The 15,388-nt window shown below is 68.5% G+C and carries 9 protein-coding genes; 7 read left to right on the top strand and 2 right to left on the bottom strand.

Annotated features, from left to right (window positions below):
* Positions 1-210: 210 nt before the first annotated feature.
* Positions 211-3,375, bottom strand: a complete 3,165-nt coding sequence (locus tag AC0GNO_RS12905; RefSeq protein ID WP_472904207.1) for an efflux RND transporter permease subunit — start codon at positions 3,373-3,375, stop codon at positions 211-213.
* 7 nt (positions 3,376-3,382) lie between these two features.
* Positions 3,383-4,498, bottom strand: a complete 1,116-nt coding sequence (locus tag AC0GNO_RS12900; protein ID WP_472904206.1) for an efflux RND transporter periplasmic adaptor subunit — start codon at positions 4,496-4,498, stop codon at positions 3,383-3,385.
* 237 nt (positions 4,499-4,735) lie between these two features.
* On the opposite strand from AC0GNO_RS12900, the gene hpnC reads away from it, so the two are divergent.
* The 7 genes from hpnC (at position 4,736) to AC0GNO_RS12865 (ending at position 15,347) form a co-directional block, all read left to right on the top strand.
* On the top strand, positions 4,736-5,653 hold the full coding sequence (gene hpnC / locus AC0GNO_RS12895; protein ID WP_472904205.1) for a squalene synthase HpnC: 918 nt from the start codon (positions 4,736-4,738) through the stop codon (positions 5,651-5,653).
* 23 nt (positions 5,654-5,676) lie between these two features.
* Complete coding sequence (locus tag AC0GNO_RS12890) at positions 5,677-6,825, top strand: efflux RND transporter periplasmic adaptor subunit (protein WP_472904204.1); 1,149 nt, start codon at positions 5,677-5,679, stop codon at positions 6,823-6,825.
* 13 nt (positions 6,826-6,838) lie between these two features.
* Positions 6,839-9,997, top strand: coding sequence for an efflux RND transporter permease subunit (locus AC0GNO_RS12885; protein WP_472904203.1), 3,159 nt, complete (start codon positions 6,839-6,841; stop codon positions 9,995-9,997).
* 69 nt (positions 9,998-10,066) lie between these two features.
* Positions 10,067-10,933, top strand: a complete 867-nt coding sequence (gene hpnD, locus AC0GNO_RS12880) for a presqualene diphosphate synthase HpnD (RefSeq protein ID WP_472889443.1) — start codon at positions 10,067-10,069, stop codon at positions 10,931-10,933.
* Positions 10,930-12,300 (top strand): hydroxysqualene dehydroxylase HpnE, encoded by a 1,371-nt coding sequence (gene hpnE / locus AC0GNO_RS12875; protein WP_472904202.1) that lies wholly within the window; start codon positions 10,930-10,932, stop codon positions 12,298-12,300. The genes hpnD and hpnE overlap by 4 nt, the downstream gene beginning before the upstream one ends.
* A 66-nt stretch (positions 12,301-12,366) precedes the next feature.
* Complete coding sequence (locus AC0GNO_RS12870) at positions 12,367-14,787, top strand: Lon protease family protein (protein ID WP_472904201.1); 2,421 nt, start codon at positions 12,367-12,369, stop codon at positions 14,785-14,787.
* A 98-nt stretch (positions 14,788-14,885) separates the two neighbouring features.
* On the top strand, positions 14,886-15,347 hold the full coding sequence (locus AC0GNO_RS12865) for an SH3 domain-containing protein (RefSeq protein WP_472904200.1): 462 nt from the start codon (positions 14,886-14,888) through the stop codon (positions 15,345-15,347).
* The last annotated feature ends 41 nt before the right edge of the window (positions 15,348-15,388 follow it).

Raw genomic sequence — 15,388 nt, 5'->3', positions numbered from 1 at the left:
CTGTCGACGCTGTCACTGATGAAGTACGCCAGGTGCCCTTCGGGCAGCCAGTCTTGCAGTGCGTCGGGCAGCAGTCGCTGCTGTTGGGGTTCGTAGGGGAGGTAACTTGCGGCCATGCCCACAATTTACCAAGCCTTCGCGACCTCAGTGCGCTTCTGCCGCGCAAGCTCCTAGCATCAGGGCGCGGTGGTGGGTGGCGTTCTGCCGTCGTCAGCCCGCGACCGGTTTCCGTTTCACCCGGAACCAGGCCGCGTACATCGCCGGCAGGGCCAGCAGGGTCAACACGGTGGCCACGATCAGGCCGCCCATGATGGCCACCGCCATCGGGCCCCAGAACACGCTGCGCGAGAGCGGGATCATGGCCAGAACGGCGGCCGCGGCGGTCAGCACGATGGGGCGCATGCGGCGCACCGCCGCTTCCACGACCGCGTCCCACGCTGGCACGCCGCGCGCGCGGTCCTGCTCGATCTGGTCGATCAGGATCACCGAGTTGCGCTGGATCATGCCCATGAGCGCAATCACGCCGAGCAGCGCGACGAAACCGAAGGGCCGGTTCAGCAGCAGCAGCGCGCCGGCCACCCCCGCCAGGCCCAGCGGCCCGGTCAGGAACACCAGCAGCGAGCGGCTGAAGCTCTGCAGTTGCAGCATCAGCAGCGTGAAGGTGAGGAACAGCATGATCGGAATGCCCGCCGCGATGGACGAAGAACCCTTGCTGCTCTCTTCCACCGCGCCCGCCACCTGCACCTGGTAGCCCGCCAGCCCGCGCCCGGCCCAGCTGTCGCTGATCTGCTTCAAGGCCGGCTGCAGCTGCGCAGTGACGGTGGCGCCCTGCAGGCCTTCCACCACGTCGCCCTGCACCGTGATCGCGAAGTCGCGGTTTTCGCGCCAGATCACGCCCGGCTCCCAGCCCAGCACCGGTTGTGCGATCTGCAGCAGCGGGATGCTCTTGCCGCTGGCGGTCGGCAGGTAGCCGTTACCCAGGCTGGAGATGGCATCGCGTTCATCCAGCGGTTGGCGCAACACGATGTCGATCAGCTTGTCGCCGTCGCGGTACTGGCCCACCGTGCTGCCCGTGAGGATGGTGCGCGAGGCCTGGGCGATGGACTGGCTGTTCACGCCCAGCGCGCGTGCTTTCGCCTGGTCCACCTCCAGACGCAGCACCTTGACCGACTCGTTCCAGTTGTCGTTCACACCGCGCATGTTCTGATTCTGGCGCACCGCGTCCTTCACCTCGTCGGCCAATCCGCGCAGCACCGCGGGATCAGGGCCGATCACGCGGAACTGCACCGGGTACGGCACCGGTGGCCCGTTGGCCAGCAGCTTCACCCGCCCACGCACCTCGGGGAACTCGGTCGCCAACAAGGCCGGCAGCTGTCTGCGCAGCGTCTCTCGCGTGGCCAGATCCTGCGGCAGAACGATCAGTTGCGACACGTTGGACTGCGGAAAGATCTGGTCTATCGGCAGGTAGAAACGCGGCACGCCCGAGCCCACCCAGGTGCTCACGCTCTGCACACCCGCCTCTTTCGACAGCCGCTGTTCCAGCCGCTGGCTGACCTCGTCCATGGCCTGGATGCTGCTGCCTTCGGGCAGCCAGATGTCCACCATGATCTCGGGCCGGCTCGAATCGGGGAAGAACTGCTGCTGCACCTGGCCCATGCCCACCATGCCCAGCACGAAGGTCGCGATGGTCAGGCCGATGGTGATCCAGCGGTGCTGCACGCACCAGTCCACGAGCCCACGAAAGCGCACATAAAACGGGCCGTCAAACACCTCGTGCGCCGGGCCCACATGGGGCTTGACCTTGAGCAGTTTCACGCCCAGGTAAGGCACAAACATCACGGCCACGATCCACGACAGCACCAGCGCGATCACCGTGACCGCGAAGATCGCGAAGGTGTATTCACCCACCGTGGAATTCGCCATGCCGATGGGCAGGAAGCCGGCCGCCGTGATCAGGGTGCCGGTGAGCATGGGCATGGCGGTGGCGTCCCAGGTGAAGGTCGCGGCCTTCATCATGGTGTAGCCCTCTTCGAGCTTGCGCACCATCATCTCGACCGCAATGATCGCGTCGTCCACCAGCAGCCCCAGCGCGATGATGAGCGAGCCGAGTGAGATCTTGTGCAGGCCGATGCCCCAGTACTGCATGGCCAGGAAGGTGATGGCCAGCACCAGCGGGATGGTGATGAACACCACCAGGCCGGGCCGAATGTCCAGCACGTAGCGGCGCAGGCCGCGACCGCCCTCGCGCCTGTGAAGGCCAAGCGCCAGGAAGCTGACCGCGAGCACGATCAGCACCGCCTCGATCAGCACCTTGACAAATTCGTTCACCGAGCGCGCCACCGCGGTCGGCTGGTCCTGCACCTGCACCAGGGCCATGCCCGCGGGCAGCCGGGTTTCGATGTCGGCCACCGCCACTTTCAGGGCCCTGCCCAGCGCGATGATGTCGCCGCCCTTGGCCATGGAGATGCCCAGCGCGATGCTGTCCAGCCCGTTGTGGCGCACCTTCACCTGCGCCGGGTCCGCATAGCCCAGCCGGATGTCGGCGATGTCGCCCAGGCGCATCTGGGTGCCGTTGGCGGCGCGGATCGGCATGGCGCGCAGCTGCTCCACCGAGTTGAACGCACCGCCCACGCGCACCTGCACCGCATCGGCAGGCGCCTGCACCGCGCCCGCCGATTCGACCGCGTTCTGCTGGCCCAGCGCGGCCAGCACCTGCGGCATGTCCAGCCCCAGCACCGCGAGGCGCTTCTGGGAGATCTCGACATAGAGCTTCTGATCCTGCGCACCAAAGAGTTCGACCTTGTTCACGTCCTTCACGCGCAGCAGGCGCTGGCGCACGTCGTCGGCCACCTGCTTCTTGTCGGCGGGCGAAAAGCCCTCGCCCTGCAGCGCGTAGATGACGCCGAAGACATCGCCGAACTCGTCGTTGAAGAACGGCCCGACCACGCCCTGCGGCAGGGTGCTGCGCATGTCGCCGATCTTCTTGCGTGTCGTGTACCAGACCTGCTGCATCTCCTCGGGCGGCGACGAGTCCCTGACCTGGAACAGCACCACCGACTCACCCGGCTTGGAATAGCTGCGGATCTTGTCGGCGTAAGGCACCTCCTGCAACGTCTTCTCGATCCGGTCACTCACCTGTTCGGCCATCTGCTGCGCCGTGGCGCCCGGCCAGTAAGCCCGCACCACCATGGCGCGGAAGGTGAATGGCGGGTCTTCGTCCTGACCGAGCTGGAAGTAAGCTGCCACGCCCAGCAGCATCAGCACGATCATCAGGTAGCGGGTGAAGGCCTGGTGGTCCAGCGCCCACTGCGAGAGGTTGAAACGCGAGACCCAGGAGCGGGTCCCGTCGGTGGTGTTCGGATGGTGTGCGCTCATGCCGTCCTCACTGCGCGGCGGGGGCGGCGAAACGCGTCACCTTCTGCCCCGGCGAGAGCACATGCGTGCCCGCGGCCACCACCTCTTCACCCGGCTTCAAGCCCTCGGCGATCACGATCAGGTTGCCATTGGCCCCCGCCACCACCACCGGGCGCGGCTGCACCTTCTGGCTCGCCGCATCGAACACCCAGACCGCGCTGCCGTTGGGCCCACCCGAGGCGGAGGCCATGAGCGCGCTGGTGGGCAGCTGGATCAGCGCGGGCACGGCGCCCTCCTGCTCCGGCAGCGTCACATAGGCGGTCGCGCCCAGGGGCACCGCCGCCCCGTCCGGCAGCGACAGCTTGACCTGGTAGGTGCGCGTGGCCGTGTCGGCGCTCGCCGCCACCTCACGCACCACGCCACCGAGCGGGGCCCCGTTGCCGGGCGCACCCGTGGCCGCCGCCCACAGGCGCACCTGCGCCGACTGGCCCACGCGCAACTGCGCCAGCCGGTCTTCCGGCACGGCAAACACCACATCGCGGGCACCATCGCGCGCGACGCGCACCACCGGCGTGCCCGCAGCCACCACCTGACCCACCTCGGCGTCCACCGACAGCACCACACCGGCCGCATCGGCCAGCAAGCGGGTGTAGGCCGCCTGGTTGCCCTGCACGGCGCCCTGGGCCTGAGCCTGGCGCAGAGCGGCTTCGGCGGCCTGCAGCGTGGCCTGGCGGCGCTCGATTTCAGCGCCGCTCACAAAGCCCTGGGCCTTCAGGTCGGTGAAACGCTTCAGATCGGCCGCGGCCAGATTGCGCTGGGTCTGCGCCGCGCTCACCTGCGCCTGAGCGGCCTGGCTGGCCAGGGCCAGATCGTTCGCATCCAGTTGCGCCAGCAACTGCCCCGCTTTCACCCGCTGACCCACCTCGGCCGGGCGCTGCAGCAGCTTGCCCCCGACCCGGAAACCCAGCCGCGACTCGACCCGGGCGCGCACCTCGCCGGCGTATTCGTTCTGCGCCCCCACGGTCGAGGCCGACACGGTGATCAGCTTGACCGAACGGATCGGCTCCTGGGGAGCTTCCGGCCGCGAGCAGGCGGCCAGGGCCAGCGCAGCGGTCACGGCAAAGACAAAATGCGGTGTTTTCATGGCGTTGCAAAGTTCCGGTGAAATCGGACGTGGAAATGCGCCAAAAATGCGGCATTTCCGTGGCCCGTCGGTTGTGCCAGAATTAATGACTGACTGGTTAGTAATCAAAATTGTAGTGCAATCGACGGACGCTGGTGCGCCCGCAGCAGCCAGCACTCTGCACAATGCAGCCCTTTGATGTCGTCAGGCACCGGCAAGCCTGACACCCCACCCCGAAAAGCCGTCGTCTCCCAGCCCATGACCCGTCCGACACCGACCGCCGAAACCACCGCCGCGCCCACCCCGGGCGCTGCGCCGCTGTCTGCCGGCGTCGGTCATTACGAGAACTTTCCGGTCGCCTCGCTGCTGTGCCCACCCGCCCTGCGCCCCGCGGTGATGGCCATCTACCACTTCGCCCGCACGGCCGACGACATCGCCGATGAAGGCGACGCCGATGCAGCGGTGCGCCTGGCCGAGCTCGCCGCCTACCGGCAGGCGCTGCAGGACAGCCTCATGGCCGGGGCGCCCATCAGCAGCCGCTGGAGCGGCATTTTTGCGCCACTGCGCCAGGCCGTGCAACAACACGGCCTGCCCGCCCCGCTGCTGCACGACCTGATCAGCGCGTTCGAACAGGACGTGCGCCACACTGCCAGCGGCCACCACTACGCCGACACCGCCGAGCTGCTGGACTACTGCCGCCTGTCGGCCAACCCGGTGGGCCGCCTGCTGCTGCACCTGTATGGCGTGCACGACCCAGCCTCGCTGGCGCAGAGCGACCAGATCTGCAGCGCGCTGCAACTCATCAATTTCTGGCAGGACATCAGCGTGGACCTGCCGCGTCAGCGCCACTACCTGCCCACCGAGCTGCTGCGGCGCCACGGCCTGCCGCGCGAAGCCTTCCATGCGGATGCCAACCCCGATGCCGCCACCCAGGTGCGCATGGCCCAGGCGGTGGCCGTGCTGTGCGCCCAGGCGCGCGCCCTCATGCAACAAGGTGCACCACTCGTCCGGCGCATCCCCGGGCGCGCCGGCTGGGAGCTGCGGCTGGTGATTCAGGGTGGCCTGCTCATCCTCGACAAAATCGCTGCGTTGCAGCACCGCAGCTGGCAACAACGCCCCCGGGTGGGCGCCCTGGACATGCCACGGCTGCTCTGGCGCGCCCTGTGCATGCGCTGAACCGACAACCACACGGCCCCGACATGAACCCGAACCCCCGCTCGCCCTATCAGGAATCCGCCATGCGACACTTTCACCTGCCGACCCTGGGCGCTGCCCTCCTCTGCTGCGGACTGTCTCTGCCCGGCTGGACGCAGCAGACGCCCGAGGCGGCCGCGCAAGCCGCCGCGGCACCGGCCCGCACCAGCGTGGGCGTGGCCCGGCTGGACACGGTCTGGATCCAGCCCGAGCGCGAAGCACCCGCCAGCGTGATCGCGCGCAACGAGTCAAAACTCTCGGCCGAGGTCTCGGGCACGTTGCTGCGCTGGACCGCCGATGTCGGTGCCCAGGTCGCGCGCGGCCAGGTGCTGGCGCAGATCGACCCACGCGATGCCGAGCTCGCCGTGCAGCGCGCGCAAGCGGCGCTCGACGCCAGCCAGGCGCGCCTGAAGCTCGCCCAGGCGCAGTTGCAGCGCTCGCGCGATCTGGTGGCCCAGGGCTTCTTCTCGCAGGAAGCGCTGGCCCAGCGCGAGACCGAGGTGACGCTTGTCCAGACCGAGCTCAGCACCAGCCGCGCCCAGCTCGCCACCGCCCGGCGCCAGTTGGCCAAGACCACGCTGCGCGCGCCGTTTGCCGGCAGCGTCAAAGAGCGCCTGGCGCAGACCGGTGAATCGGTGGCGCCCGGCAGCGTGCTCTATGTGCTCAGCGAATCGGGTGCCGCCGAGCTCCAGGCCACGCTCAGCCCGGCCGACGTGCCCGGCCTGCGCGCCGGCAGCGAGTTGCGCTTCGACGCCGCCGGGGAGCAACTGCCGGTCAAATTGCTGCGCGTGGGCAGCACGCTCAGCGCCCCGGCCCGCACCCAGACCGCGCGCCTCGCTTTTGCGCCAGCCGCCTCACACTCAACACCGCCCGCGGGCACCAGCGGCACGCTGCGCTGGCGCGAATCGCGGCCCCACCTGCCGCCCGCGCTGATGGTGCGCCGCAACGGCACGCTGGGCGTGTTCGTGCAACAAGGCAGCGGCGCGCAGGCCACGGCCCGCTTCGTCGCCATTCCCGGCGCCCAGGAAGGCCGCTCATCCGCCCTGCCCGCGGCGCTGGGCGCCGAGACGGTGGTGGTGGTGAACGGCCAGACCGCCCTGCAGCAGGGCGCGGCCATCGATGCCAGGCCGGCCGCCGGCCGAGCGACGAACTGAAGCGGGTCGCCCCATGAAATTCATGCGCGCCCTCCTCACCAACCACCCGCTGGCCAACATCGCCTTCGTGGTGGTGATGCTGCTCGGGCTGGTCAGCTACAACACCATGCCGCGCGAGCAGGACCCCGAGATCAACTTCAACTGGGTCAGCGTCACCGCCGTGCTGCCCGGCGCCAGCGCCGAAGAGGTCGAGCGCCTGGTCACCAACCCGCTGGAAGACGCGATCAAGGGCGTGGCCGACGTGCGTTTCGTCATTTCCAGCTCGCGCGAAAACATCGCCAGCATGCTGGTGCGCTTTCGCGAGATCAACGAGCGCACTTTCGACAAGCGCATGGCCGACCTGCGGCGCGAAATCCAGAACAAGGCATCGAGCGAACTGCCGCTCGAAGCCAAGGACCCGATGATCCTGGAGATCACCACCAGCAACGGCTTTCCCACCGCCGCGCTGATGCTCAAGGGCCAGGCCGACGACGAGGTGCTGCGCCTGAACGCGCGCCGCATCAAGGCCGACCTGGAACGCCAGGCCGGTGTGGACCAGGTCTATGCCTCCGGCCTGCGCGACCCGGAGATCCTCGTCAGCCCGAACGCCCAGGCGCTGGTGGCGCGCGGCCTGCTCGCTTCCGACGTGGCCGACTCGGTGGCCGCCTGGTGGCGCGACACCAGCGGCGGCACGCTCAAGACCCAGGGAGGCGCCTGGTCCATCAGCGTGAAGGGGGTGCTGACCGATCCGCAGTCCCTGGAGAACCTGCCCGTCACCTCGGCCAGCCGACCCGGCGCATCGGCCCGGCTCGGCGATGTGGCCCGCATCGAGCGCGCCCGTGCACCCGCCGCGCAATACGCCGCCACCGAAGGCCAGAGCGCCATCTCGCTGGCCGTGACCAAGAAGTCCGGCACCAACACCCTGGAACTCGTGGACCGGCTCAAGACCTACATCGACAGCCAGAACAGCGTGCTCGGCGCCAGCGGCCTGGAACTGGTACTCACCGACGACCAGACCGTGCCCACGCGCGACGCCATCGGCGTGATGGAAACCAACGCCCTGGTCGGCATGTTCATGGTGCTGGCGGTGTGCTGGGTTTTCCTGGGCTGGCGCATCGGCCTGCTGGTGACGATGGGCATCCCGTTTTCGCTGCTCGGTACCTTCGCCGTGCTGGGCACCCTGGACCACACGGTCAACGTCTCGGTGCTGCTGGGTGTGGTGATCGCCCTGGGCATGCTGGTGGACGACGCGGTGGTGGTGGTCGAGTCCATCTACTACCGCATGCAACGCGGTCAGGAGGCCCTCGCGGCCAGTCTGGACGCCATCGCCGAAGTGTGGAAGCCGGTGGTCGCCTCGGTGGCCACCACCATGGCGGCCTTCCTGCCGCTGATGCTGCTGCCCGGCATCATGGGCAAGTTCATGTTCGTGATCCCGTTCGTGGTCACGCTGGCGCTGGCGATCTCGCTGATCGAGGCGTTCTGGATGATGCCGGTGCACGTGAGCGCCATCGGCGTGCGCTTTGACCGCCCTTCACGCGTGCAAGCCTGGCGCGAACGCTTCAACCGCGGCATCCGCCTGCGCTACGGCCAGTGGCTGGGTTATGCGCTGCGCCGACCCAAACGTTTTGCGTTGCTGGGTCTTGCCGCGGTGATGGCCGCCGTGGCCCTGCTGACCACCGGGATCATCCGGGTGCAGTTTTTTGCCTTCGACCCGATCCGCGCGTTTTATGTGAACGTGGACATGCCACCGACCGCATCACTCGAAGACACGCTGCTCGAAACCCAGCGCGTGGAAGCCGTGGTGCGCGAACAGTTGCGCGGCGTGGGCCTGGAGGGTGAAGCGCGTGCGGTCACATCCACCGCCGGGCTCAAGTTCACCGAGACCGAGCCGGTCTATGGCGATCTCTATGGCCAGGTGTTCGTCTCGCTCAACCCGCGCACCGACAGCGCCCGCGAAGTCACCACCGTGGTCGAGGACATGCGCCAGACCATCGAGACCCTGCCCGGCCCGGGGCGCAAGAGTTTCACCGTGCTTTCCGGCGGACCGCCGGCGGGCAAGGCCATCAGCGTCAAGGTGCGCGGCGACGACTTCGACCAGATCCAGCGCGCGGCCGATGCCCTCAAGAGCATCGTGGCCACCATCCCGGGCGCCAAGGACGTGCAGGACGACAACCTGCCGGGGCGCAACCAGCTGCAGCTCACGCTGGACCGCGACGCCATGCGCGACGCCGGCCTGAACGCCGCCCAGGTGGCGCGCCTGGTGCGCCTGAATGTGGATGGCGAAGTGGTGGCGTTCACCCGAGACGGCGGCGACAAGATCGAGCTGCGCGTGCGCTCAGACCAGGCCCTGCGCGGCGCCGACAACCTGCGCACCGATCCGGCCAGCCTGCTCGACGAACCCATTGCCCTGCCGAACGGGCAGACCACGCGCCTCGGTGCGCTGGTGCAGTCCGAGGCCACGCCGGGCCGCGGCTTCATCCGCCACTACAACATGCGCCGCACCACCACGGTGGAGGCCAACCTGGACAAGGAAATCACCGACACCACGGTGGCCAACGACATCGTCAAGGCCGGGTGGGAGCAGATCCGCGCGCAGCACCCCGGCATCGACCTCGACTTCTCGGGCGAGCTCGAAGACATCGAAGAGAGCCTGGACGCTATGCAGGTGCTGTTCCTGCTCGGCGTGGGCCTGATCTACCTGATCCTGGCGGCGCAGTTCAAGAGCTACTGGCAGCCGCTGATGATCCTGGTGACCGTGCCGCTGGCCTTCACCGGCGTGGCGTTTGGCCTGGCGATCTCGAACAACCCGCTCTCGCTCTACACGCTCTACGGCGTGATCGCGCTCACCGGCATCGCGGTGAACTCGGCCATCGTGCTGATCGACGCCGCCAACGACCGCCTGCAGCGTGGCATGAGCACCATCCACGCCATCATCCAGGCGAGCCGCCGGCGCGTGGTGCCGATCCTGATCACCACCACCACCACCATTGGCGGCCTGTTCTCGCTCGCCTTCGGCATCGGCGGCCAGAGCCTGCTCTGGGGCCCGGTGGCGGCGAGCATCGTCTGGGGCCTGGCGTTCTCGACCGTGCTCACCCTGTTCGTGGTGCCGCTGCTGTATCTCGTTTTCATGCGCCCGAAAACCGCCCGCCCGGCACGCCGTTGGTGGCACTGGCAGCGGCCCGCGGCGGACTGAGCACGGACCCCCAGCCCGCCAGGCCCCGCTCGCGGGGCTGATTACACTCAGTCAACCCCGCCTGAGCCCATGAATCCCCAAGACTACGTCCAGCAAAAAGCCGCCGCTTCGGGCAGCAGCTTTTATTACGCCTTTCTCTTCCTCCCGCCCGAGCGCCGCACCGCCATCACGGCGTTTTACGCTTTCTGCCGCGAGGTGGACGACGTGGTCGACGAAGTCAGCGACCCCGGCGTGGCGCAGACCAAGCTGGCCTGGTGGCGAAGCGAGGTGGCGCAGGCCTTTGCCGGCGAGAAGAACCACCCGGTGATGCAGGCGCTGATGCCGCACACCGCCACCTACGGTATCGAAGCACGGCACCTGCTGGCCGTGATCGACGGCTGCCAGATGGACCTGGACCAGAACCGCTACCTCGACTTCGCCAACCTGCAGCAGTACTGCCACCTGGTGGCCGGTGTGGTGGGTGAAGTGGCGGCCCGCATCTTCGGCCAGACCCAGGCGCAGACCACCACCTACGCCCACCAGCTGGGCCTGGCGTTCCAGCTCACCAACATCATCCGCGACGTCGGCGAAGACGCGGCGCGTGGCCGCATCTACCTGCCGGTGAACGAGCTGCAGCGTTTCGACGTGAAGGCGCACGAGCTGCTCAAACGCGGCGCCGCGCCGGGCATGGACGTTGCCGATTTCCAGCGCCGCTTTCAGGCCTTGATGAAGTTCCAGTGCGAGCGCGCCCTCAAGACCTACGACGAAGCCCTGGCCCTGTTGCCCGAAGCCGACCGCCGGGCGCAGAAACCCGGCCTGATGATGGCCAGCATCTACCGCACGCTGCTGCAGGAAATCGCCGCCGACCCGCTGCTGGTGCTGACCCGGCGCGTGAGCCTGACGCCGCTGCGCAAGTTCTGGCTGGCCTGGAAGGTGCAAGCCTTGGGTCGCCTTTGAACACCCGGCTGGCTGTCGTCGGCGCAGGCTGGGCCGGCATGGCCGCGGCCGTGGCGGCGGCCGATGCGGGCGCCGACGTGACCGTGTTCGAAGCCACCCGCGCCCTGGGTGGCCGTGCCCGCGCGCTGCCCGCCTTGCGGCCCGATGGTTTGCCGCTCACGCTCGACAACGGGCAGCACATCCTGATCGGTGCCTACAGCCAGTCGCTGGCACTCATGCAACGGGTGGGCATGGACCTGGACCAGGCCCTGCTCAGCCTGCCGCTGGCCCTGCCCTACCCGGACGGCAGCGGCCTGCAGATGCCCGCCTGGGCGGCGCGCTGGCCGGCTCCCTTCGATGCGCTGGCGGCGATCGCCCGCGCGCGCGGCTGGTCCTGGGGCGAGCGCCTGGCGCTGGTCCGGGCTTCGCTGGGCTGGCAGCGGTCCGGGTTTGCCTGCACGCCTTCGATGACCGTGGCCGTGCTCTGCGCCCGCCTGCCGGCGCGCGTGATGGACGGGCTGATCGAGCCGCTCTGCGTGTCGGCGCTGAACCTGCCCGGCGCGCAGGCCAGCGCCCAGGTGTTCCTGAACGTGATGCGCGATGCGCTGTTTGGCGCGGGCCATGCGGGGCTGCGTGCGTCCAACCTGCTGCTGCCGCGCACCGACCTCTCGGCGCTGATGCCCGAGGCGGCGGCGCAATGGTTGCGGACCCACCACCCGGGCACCGCACGCCTGCGCACCGGCGAGCGCGTGCTGGGCCTGCGTCCACAGGGCAAAGCGTGGCAGCTGCACACCCTTGAAAGCAACGACAGCTTCGACCGCGTGATCTGGGCCACGGCTGCGGGAACGGCCGCACAGGCCATGGCACATGCCGCCTCGCATGCCGGCGACGCGGGAACCACCGGCACCGCCAGCCGGCTCGGTGCCTGGTCCCGCGACGCCGAGGCGCTGCGATTCACCGCCATCACCACTGTCTATGCCTGGGCACCCGGCGCACGGCTGGCCGCGCCCATGCTGGCGCTGCCGGCCGATCCCGATGCACGGCGGGCCCCGGCGCAGTTCGTGTTCGACCGCGGCCGGATCAACCCGCACGATGCGACCACACAAGGCGTTCTCGCCTTCGTGGTGAGCGCCAGCGAGGGTGAGCGCGACGCGCTGCAGGCGGCCGTGTTGCAGCAAGCCGCGGACCAGCTGGGTTTGAACAACCTGCAGGCGATCCAGACGGTGGTGGAAAAGCGCGCCACTTTCGCCTGCACGCCCGGCCTGCAGCGGCCGGCTGCGGCCATCGCACCGGGCCTGTGGGCCGCGGGCGACTACGTGGACGGCCCCTACCCGGCCACGCTGGAAGGCGCGGTGCGCAGCGGGCTCGCCGCCGGCCTGGCGGTTTGACGTCGGGGCTTGCGGAGCGCCGGGCGTTCCGAGCATCATGAGGCGTCACCACACACGAGACGCCCCATGACCGACATGCCCCTGAAGCCCGAGCAACTGCGCCTGACCATTGATCCGGCCACGCTCGGTTTTGCCAACACGGCCGAACTGCAAACGAGTGCCCTGCCCTGGATCGGCCAGGAACGCGCCCAGAACGCTGCGCGCTTCGGTCTGGCGATGGACCAGGCCGACTACAACCTGTTCGTGCTGGGTGAAGTGGGCAGCGGCCGCGCCTCGCTGCTGCGCCAGCTGACCCAGGCCGTGGCCGCAGGGCGCCCGGTGCCGCCCGACCTGTGTTACCTGCACAACTTCGACACCCCCGAACGACCGCGCGCCCTGCGCATGCCCGCCGGCCAGGGCCGCGAACTGCGGCAGCTCATGACCCGGTTCTCGCGCGGGCTGCAGACCGAGATTCCCCAGCGTCTGGGCAGCGAAGACTACAAGTCCGAGAGCGAACGCATCAAGGCCGCGTACCAGGTCGAGGAGTCCAAGGCCTATGCCGAACTGGATGCGTTTGCCGAGTCCCTGGGCTTCAACCTGTTCCGCGAATCCGGCCACCTGGTGTTCACGCTCATGGGAGACAAAGGCAGCGCGCTGACCGAAAACGAAGCCCGCGCCCTGTCCAAGGAACGGCGTGCCGAGATCGACAAGGCCGAAGAGGCGCTGCGCAAGGAGATCGCGCGCTTCCTCGACAAGACCCGGCCCATGGAACGCGTGATGAGCGAGGCCCTCGCGGCGCTGCGCCGCCAGGTGATCAAGCCCTGGCTGGACCACGAGATGCAGGAGATCCGGGTCAGCCTGAAAAAGCAGATCAAGGACTCGGTCAAGCTCGGCAGCTACCTCGACCAGGTGCAGCACGACGTGCTGGAGCACATCGAACTCTTCATCGCGCAGGACAGCGACGACGAGGTGCGCCAGGAAGCGCTGGCCCAGCTGCTGCTGGGCTACCGGGTGAACCTGGTGGTGGACAACGCCGGGCGCACGGGTGCGCCGGTGATCGTGGAAGACAACCCGGTGTTTCACATCCTCTTCGGCCGCATCGAGTACCAGGCCGAAGAAGACGTGATGCTGACGGACTTCTCGCGCGTGCGGGCCGGCAGCCTGATCCGGGCCCACGGCGGCTTTCTGCTGCTGCACCTGCGCGACCTGCTGTCCGAGGAACTGGTGTGGGAAAAGCTGCGCCGCTTCCTGCGCTCGGGCCGGGTGCAGATCGAAGAACCCGGCAGTTCGCACATGCCGATGGCCGCCGTGTCGCTGCTGCCCGAGGCGGTGGACGTGGAGGTGAAGATCGTGCTGATCGGTTCGGTGGAAGAGTACTACGCGCTGCAGGAAGGCGACCCCGAGTTCTCGCGCCATTTCCGCGTCAAGGTGGACTTCGCCGAGAGCTTCCCCGCCAGCGACGACACCCGCGCCGCCAGCGCGCAGTATGTGGCGCACACCTGCCGCAAGCTCGGCCTGCCCCATTTTTCGGCTGCGGCCGTGGCGCGGCTGCTGGAAGACTCGCACCGCGAGGTGGACGACCAGGCCCGACAGAGCGCCATCTTCGCGCGCACCGAGGCGCTGGTGGCCGAGAGCGCCGCGCTGTGCCGCGCGCGGGGTGCCGCCCTGGTGGACGCACCGGACGTGGACGCTGCCCTGAACGCCCGGCGCCAGCGCCACGACTACCCGGAGCAGCGCCTGCGCGAATCCATCGCTGACGGCGAGCGGCTGATTTCCCTGCAGGGCGAACGCGTCGGCCAGATCAACGGCCTGACCCAGATCGACCTGGGCGACTGGCGCTTCGGCCTGCCGGTGCGTGTGACGGCGCACAGCCACGCGGGCACGCGCGGCCTGCTCAACATCGAGCGCGAGGTCGAGATGTCGGGCCCCATCCACGACAAGGGCGTGCTGATCCTGCACAGCTACCTGACGGCGTTGTTCACCCATCTGACGCCCCTGGCGCTGAACGCTTCCATCGTGTTCGAGCAGGAATACCACGGCGTCGAGGGCGACTCGGCTTCGTGTGCCGAGCTGTTCGCGGTGCTTTCGTCGCTCTCCGGTGTGCCGCTGCGCCAGGGCATCGCCGTGACCGGCGCACTCAACCAGCACGGTGAGGTGCTGCCCGTGGGCGGCGTGAACGAAAAAATCGAGGGCTGGTTCCGCGTCTGCGACGCGGCGGGACTGGACGGCACGCAAGGGGTGCTGCTGCCGCGACGCAACCTGCGCCACCTGATGCTGGACCGCGCCGTGGTGGATGCCGTGGCCGAAGGCCGTTTTCACATCCTCACCGCCAGCCATGTCGGCGAAGGCCTGGAGTTGCTGTGTGGCATGGCCTCGGGCCTCACCGACGGGGAACCCGGCAACTACCCCGCAGACAGCGTTCTGGGGCGCTGCGAACAGACCCTCAAGGCCTACCGGGAAGCGTGCCGGCAAGCCATGGCGGACACGAAGGCTTCCTGGCGGCCATGACCCCCCAATCAACAACTCGCACTTTTTCGGGAACCTGTGGCGCCCGAGGCCCTCACACCTGCTTGTTTTTCCAACCCCAAGAGAAGGAGCCCCTGCGGATGACTCGCACCCATCACTTTCGAAACACCCTCGCCGCACTCGCCACCGGGCTGGCACTGCTGTCAGCCCCCGCGGTGCATGCCCAGAACATGGTCAGCGTGAAAGGCAATGTCCTGAACATGCGCTCGGGTCCGGGCACCCAGACCGAGGTGCTGTGGGAGCTGAAAAAAGGTTACCCGCTCCAGGTGGTCAGCCGCAAGGGCCGCTGGCTGCAGGTGCGTGATTTCGAGAACGATCGCGGCTGGGTCGCACGCGCGCTCACCGGCAGTGCGCCCCACCACGTCGTCAAGGCAAGAACCGCCAACGTGCGCCAGGGGCCGGGCACCCAGCACCGCATCGTCGGCAAGGCCGAGTACGGAGAGCTGCTGCGCACCCGCGAAAAGCGCTCGGACTGGGTGCGCGTCGAACGCGACAACGGGAAGACCGGCTGGATCGCCAAGCGCCTGCTGTGGGGCTGGTGAACACACTGCCGGGTTCAAGAAAAAAGGCGGACACCGGGTCC

Source organism: Hydrogenophaga sp. L310 (assembly GCF_055703065.1).
This window is presented reverse-complemented; position numbering and strand designations above follow the sequence as displayed.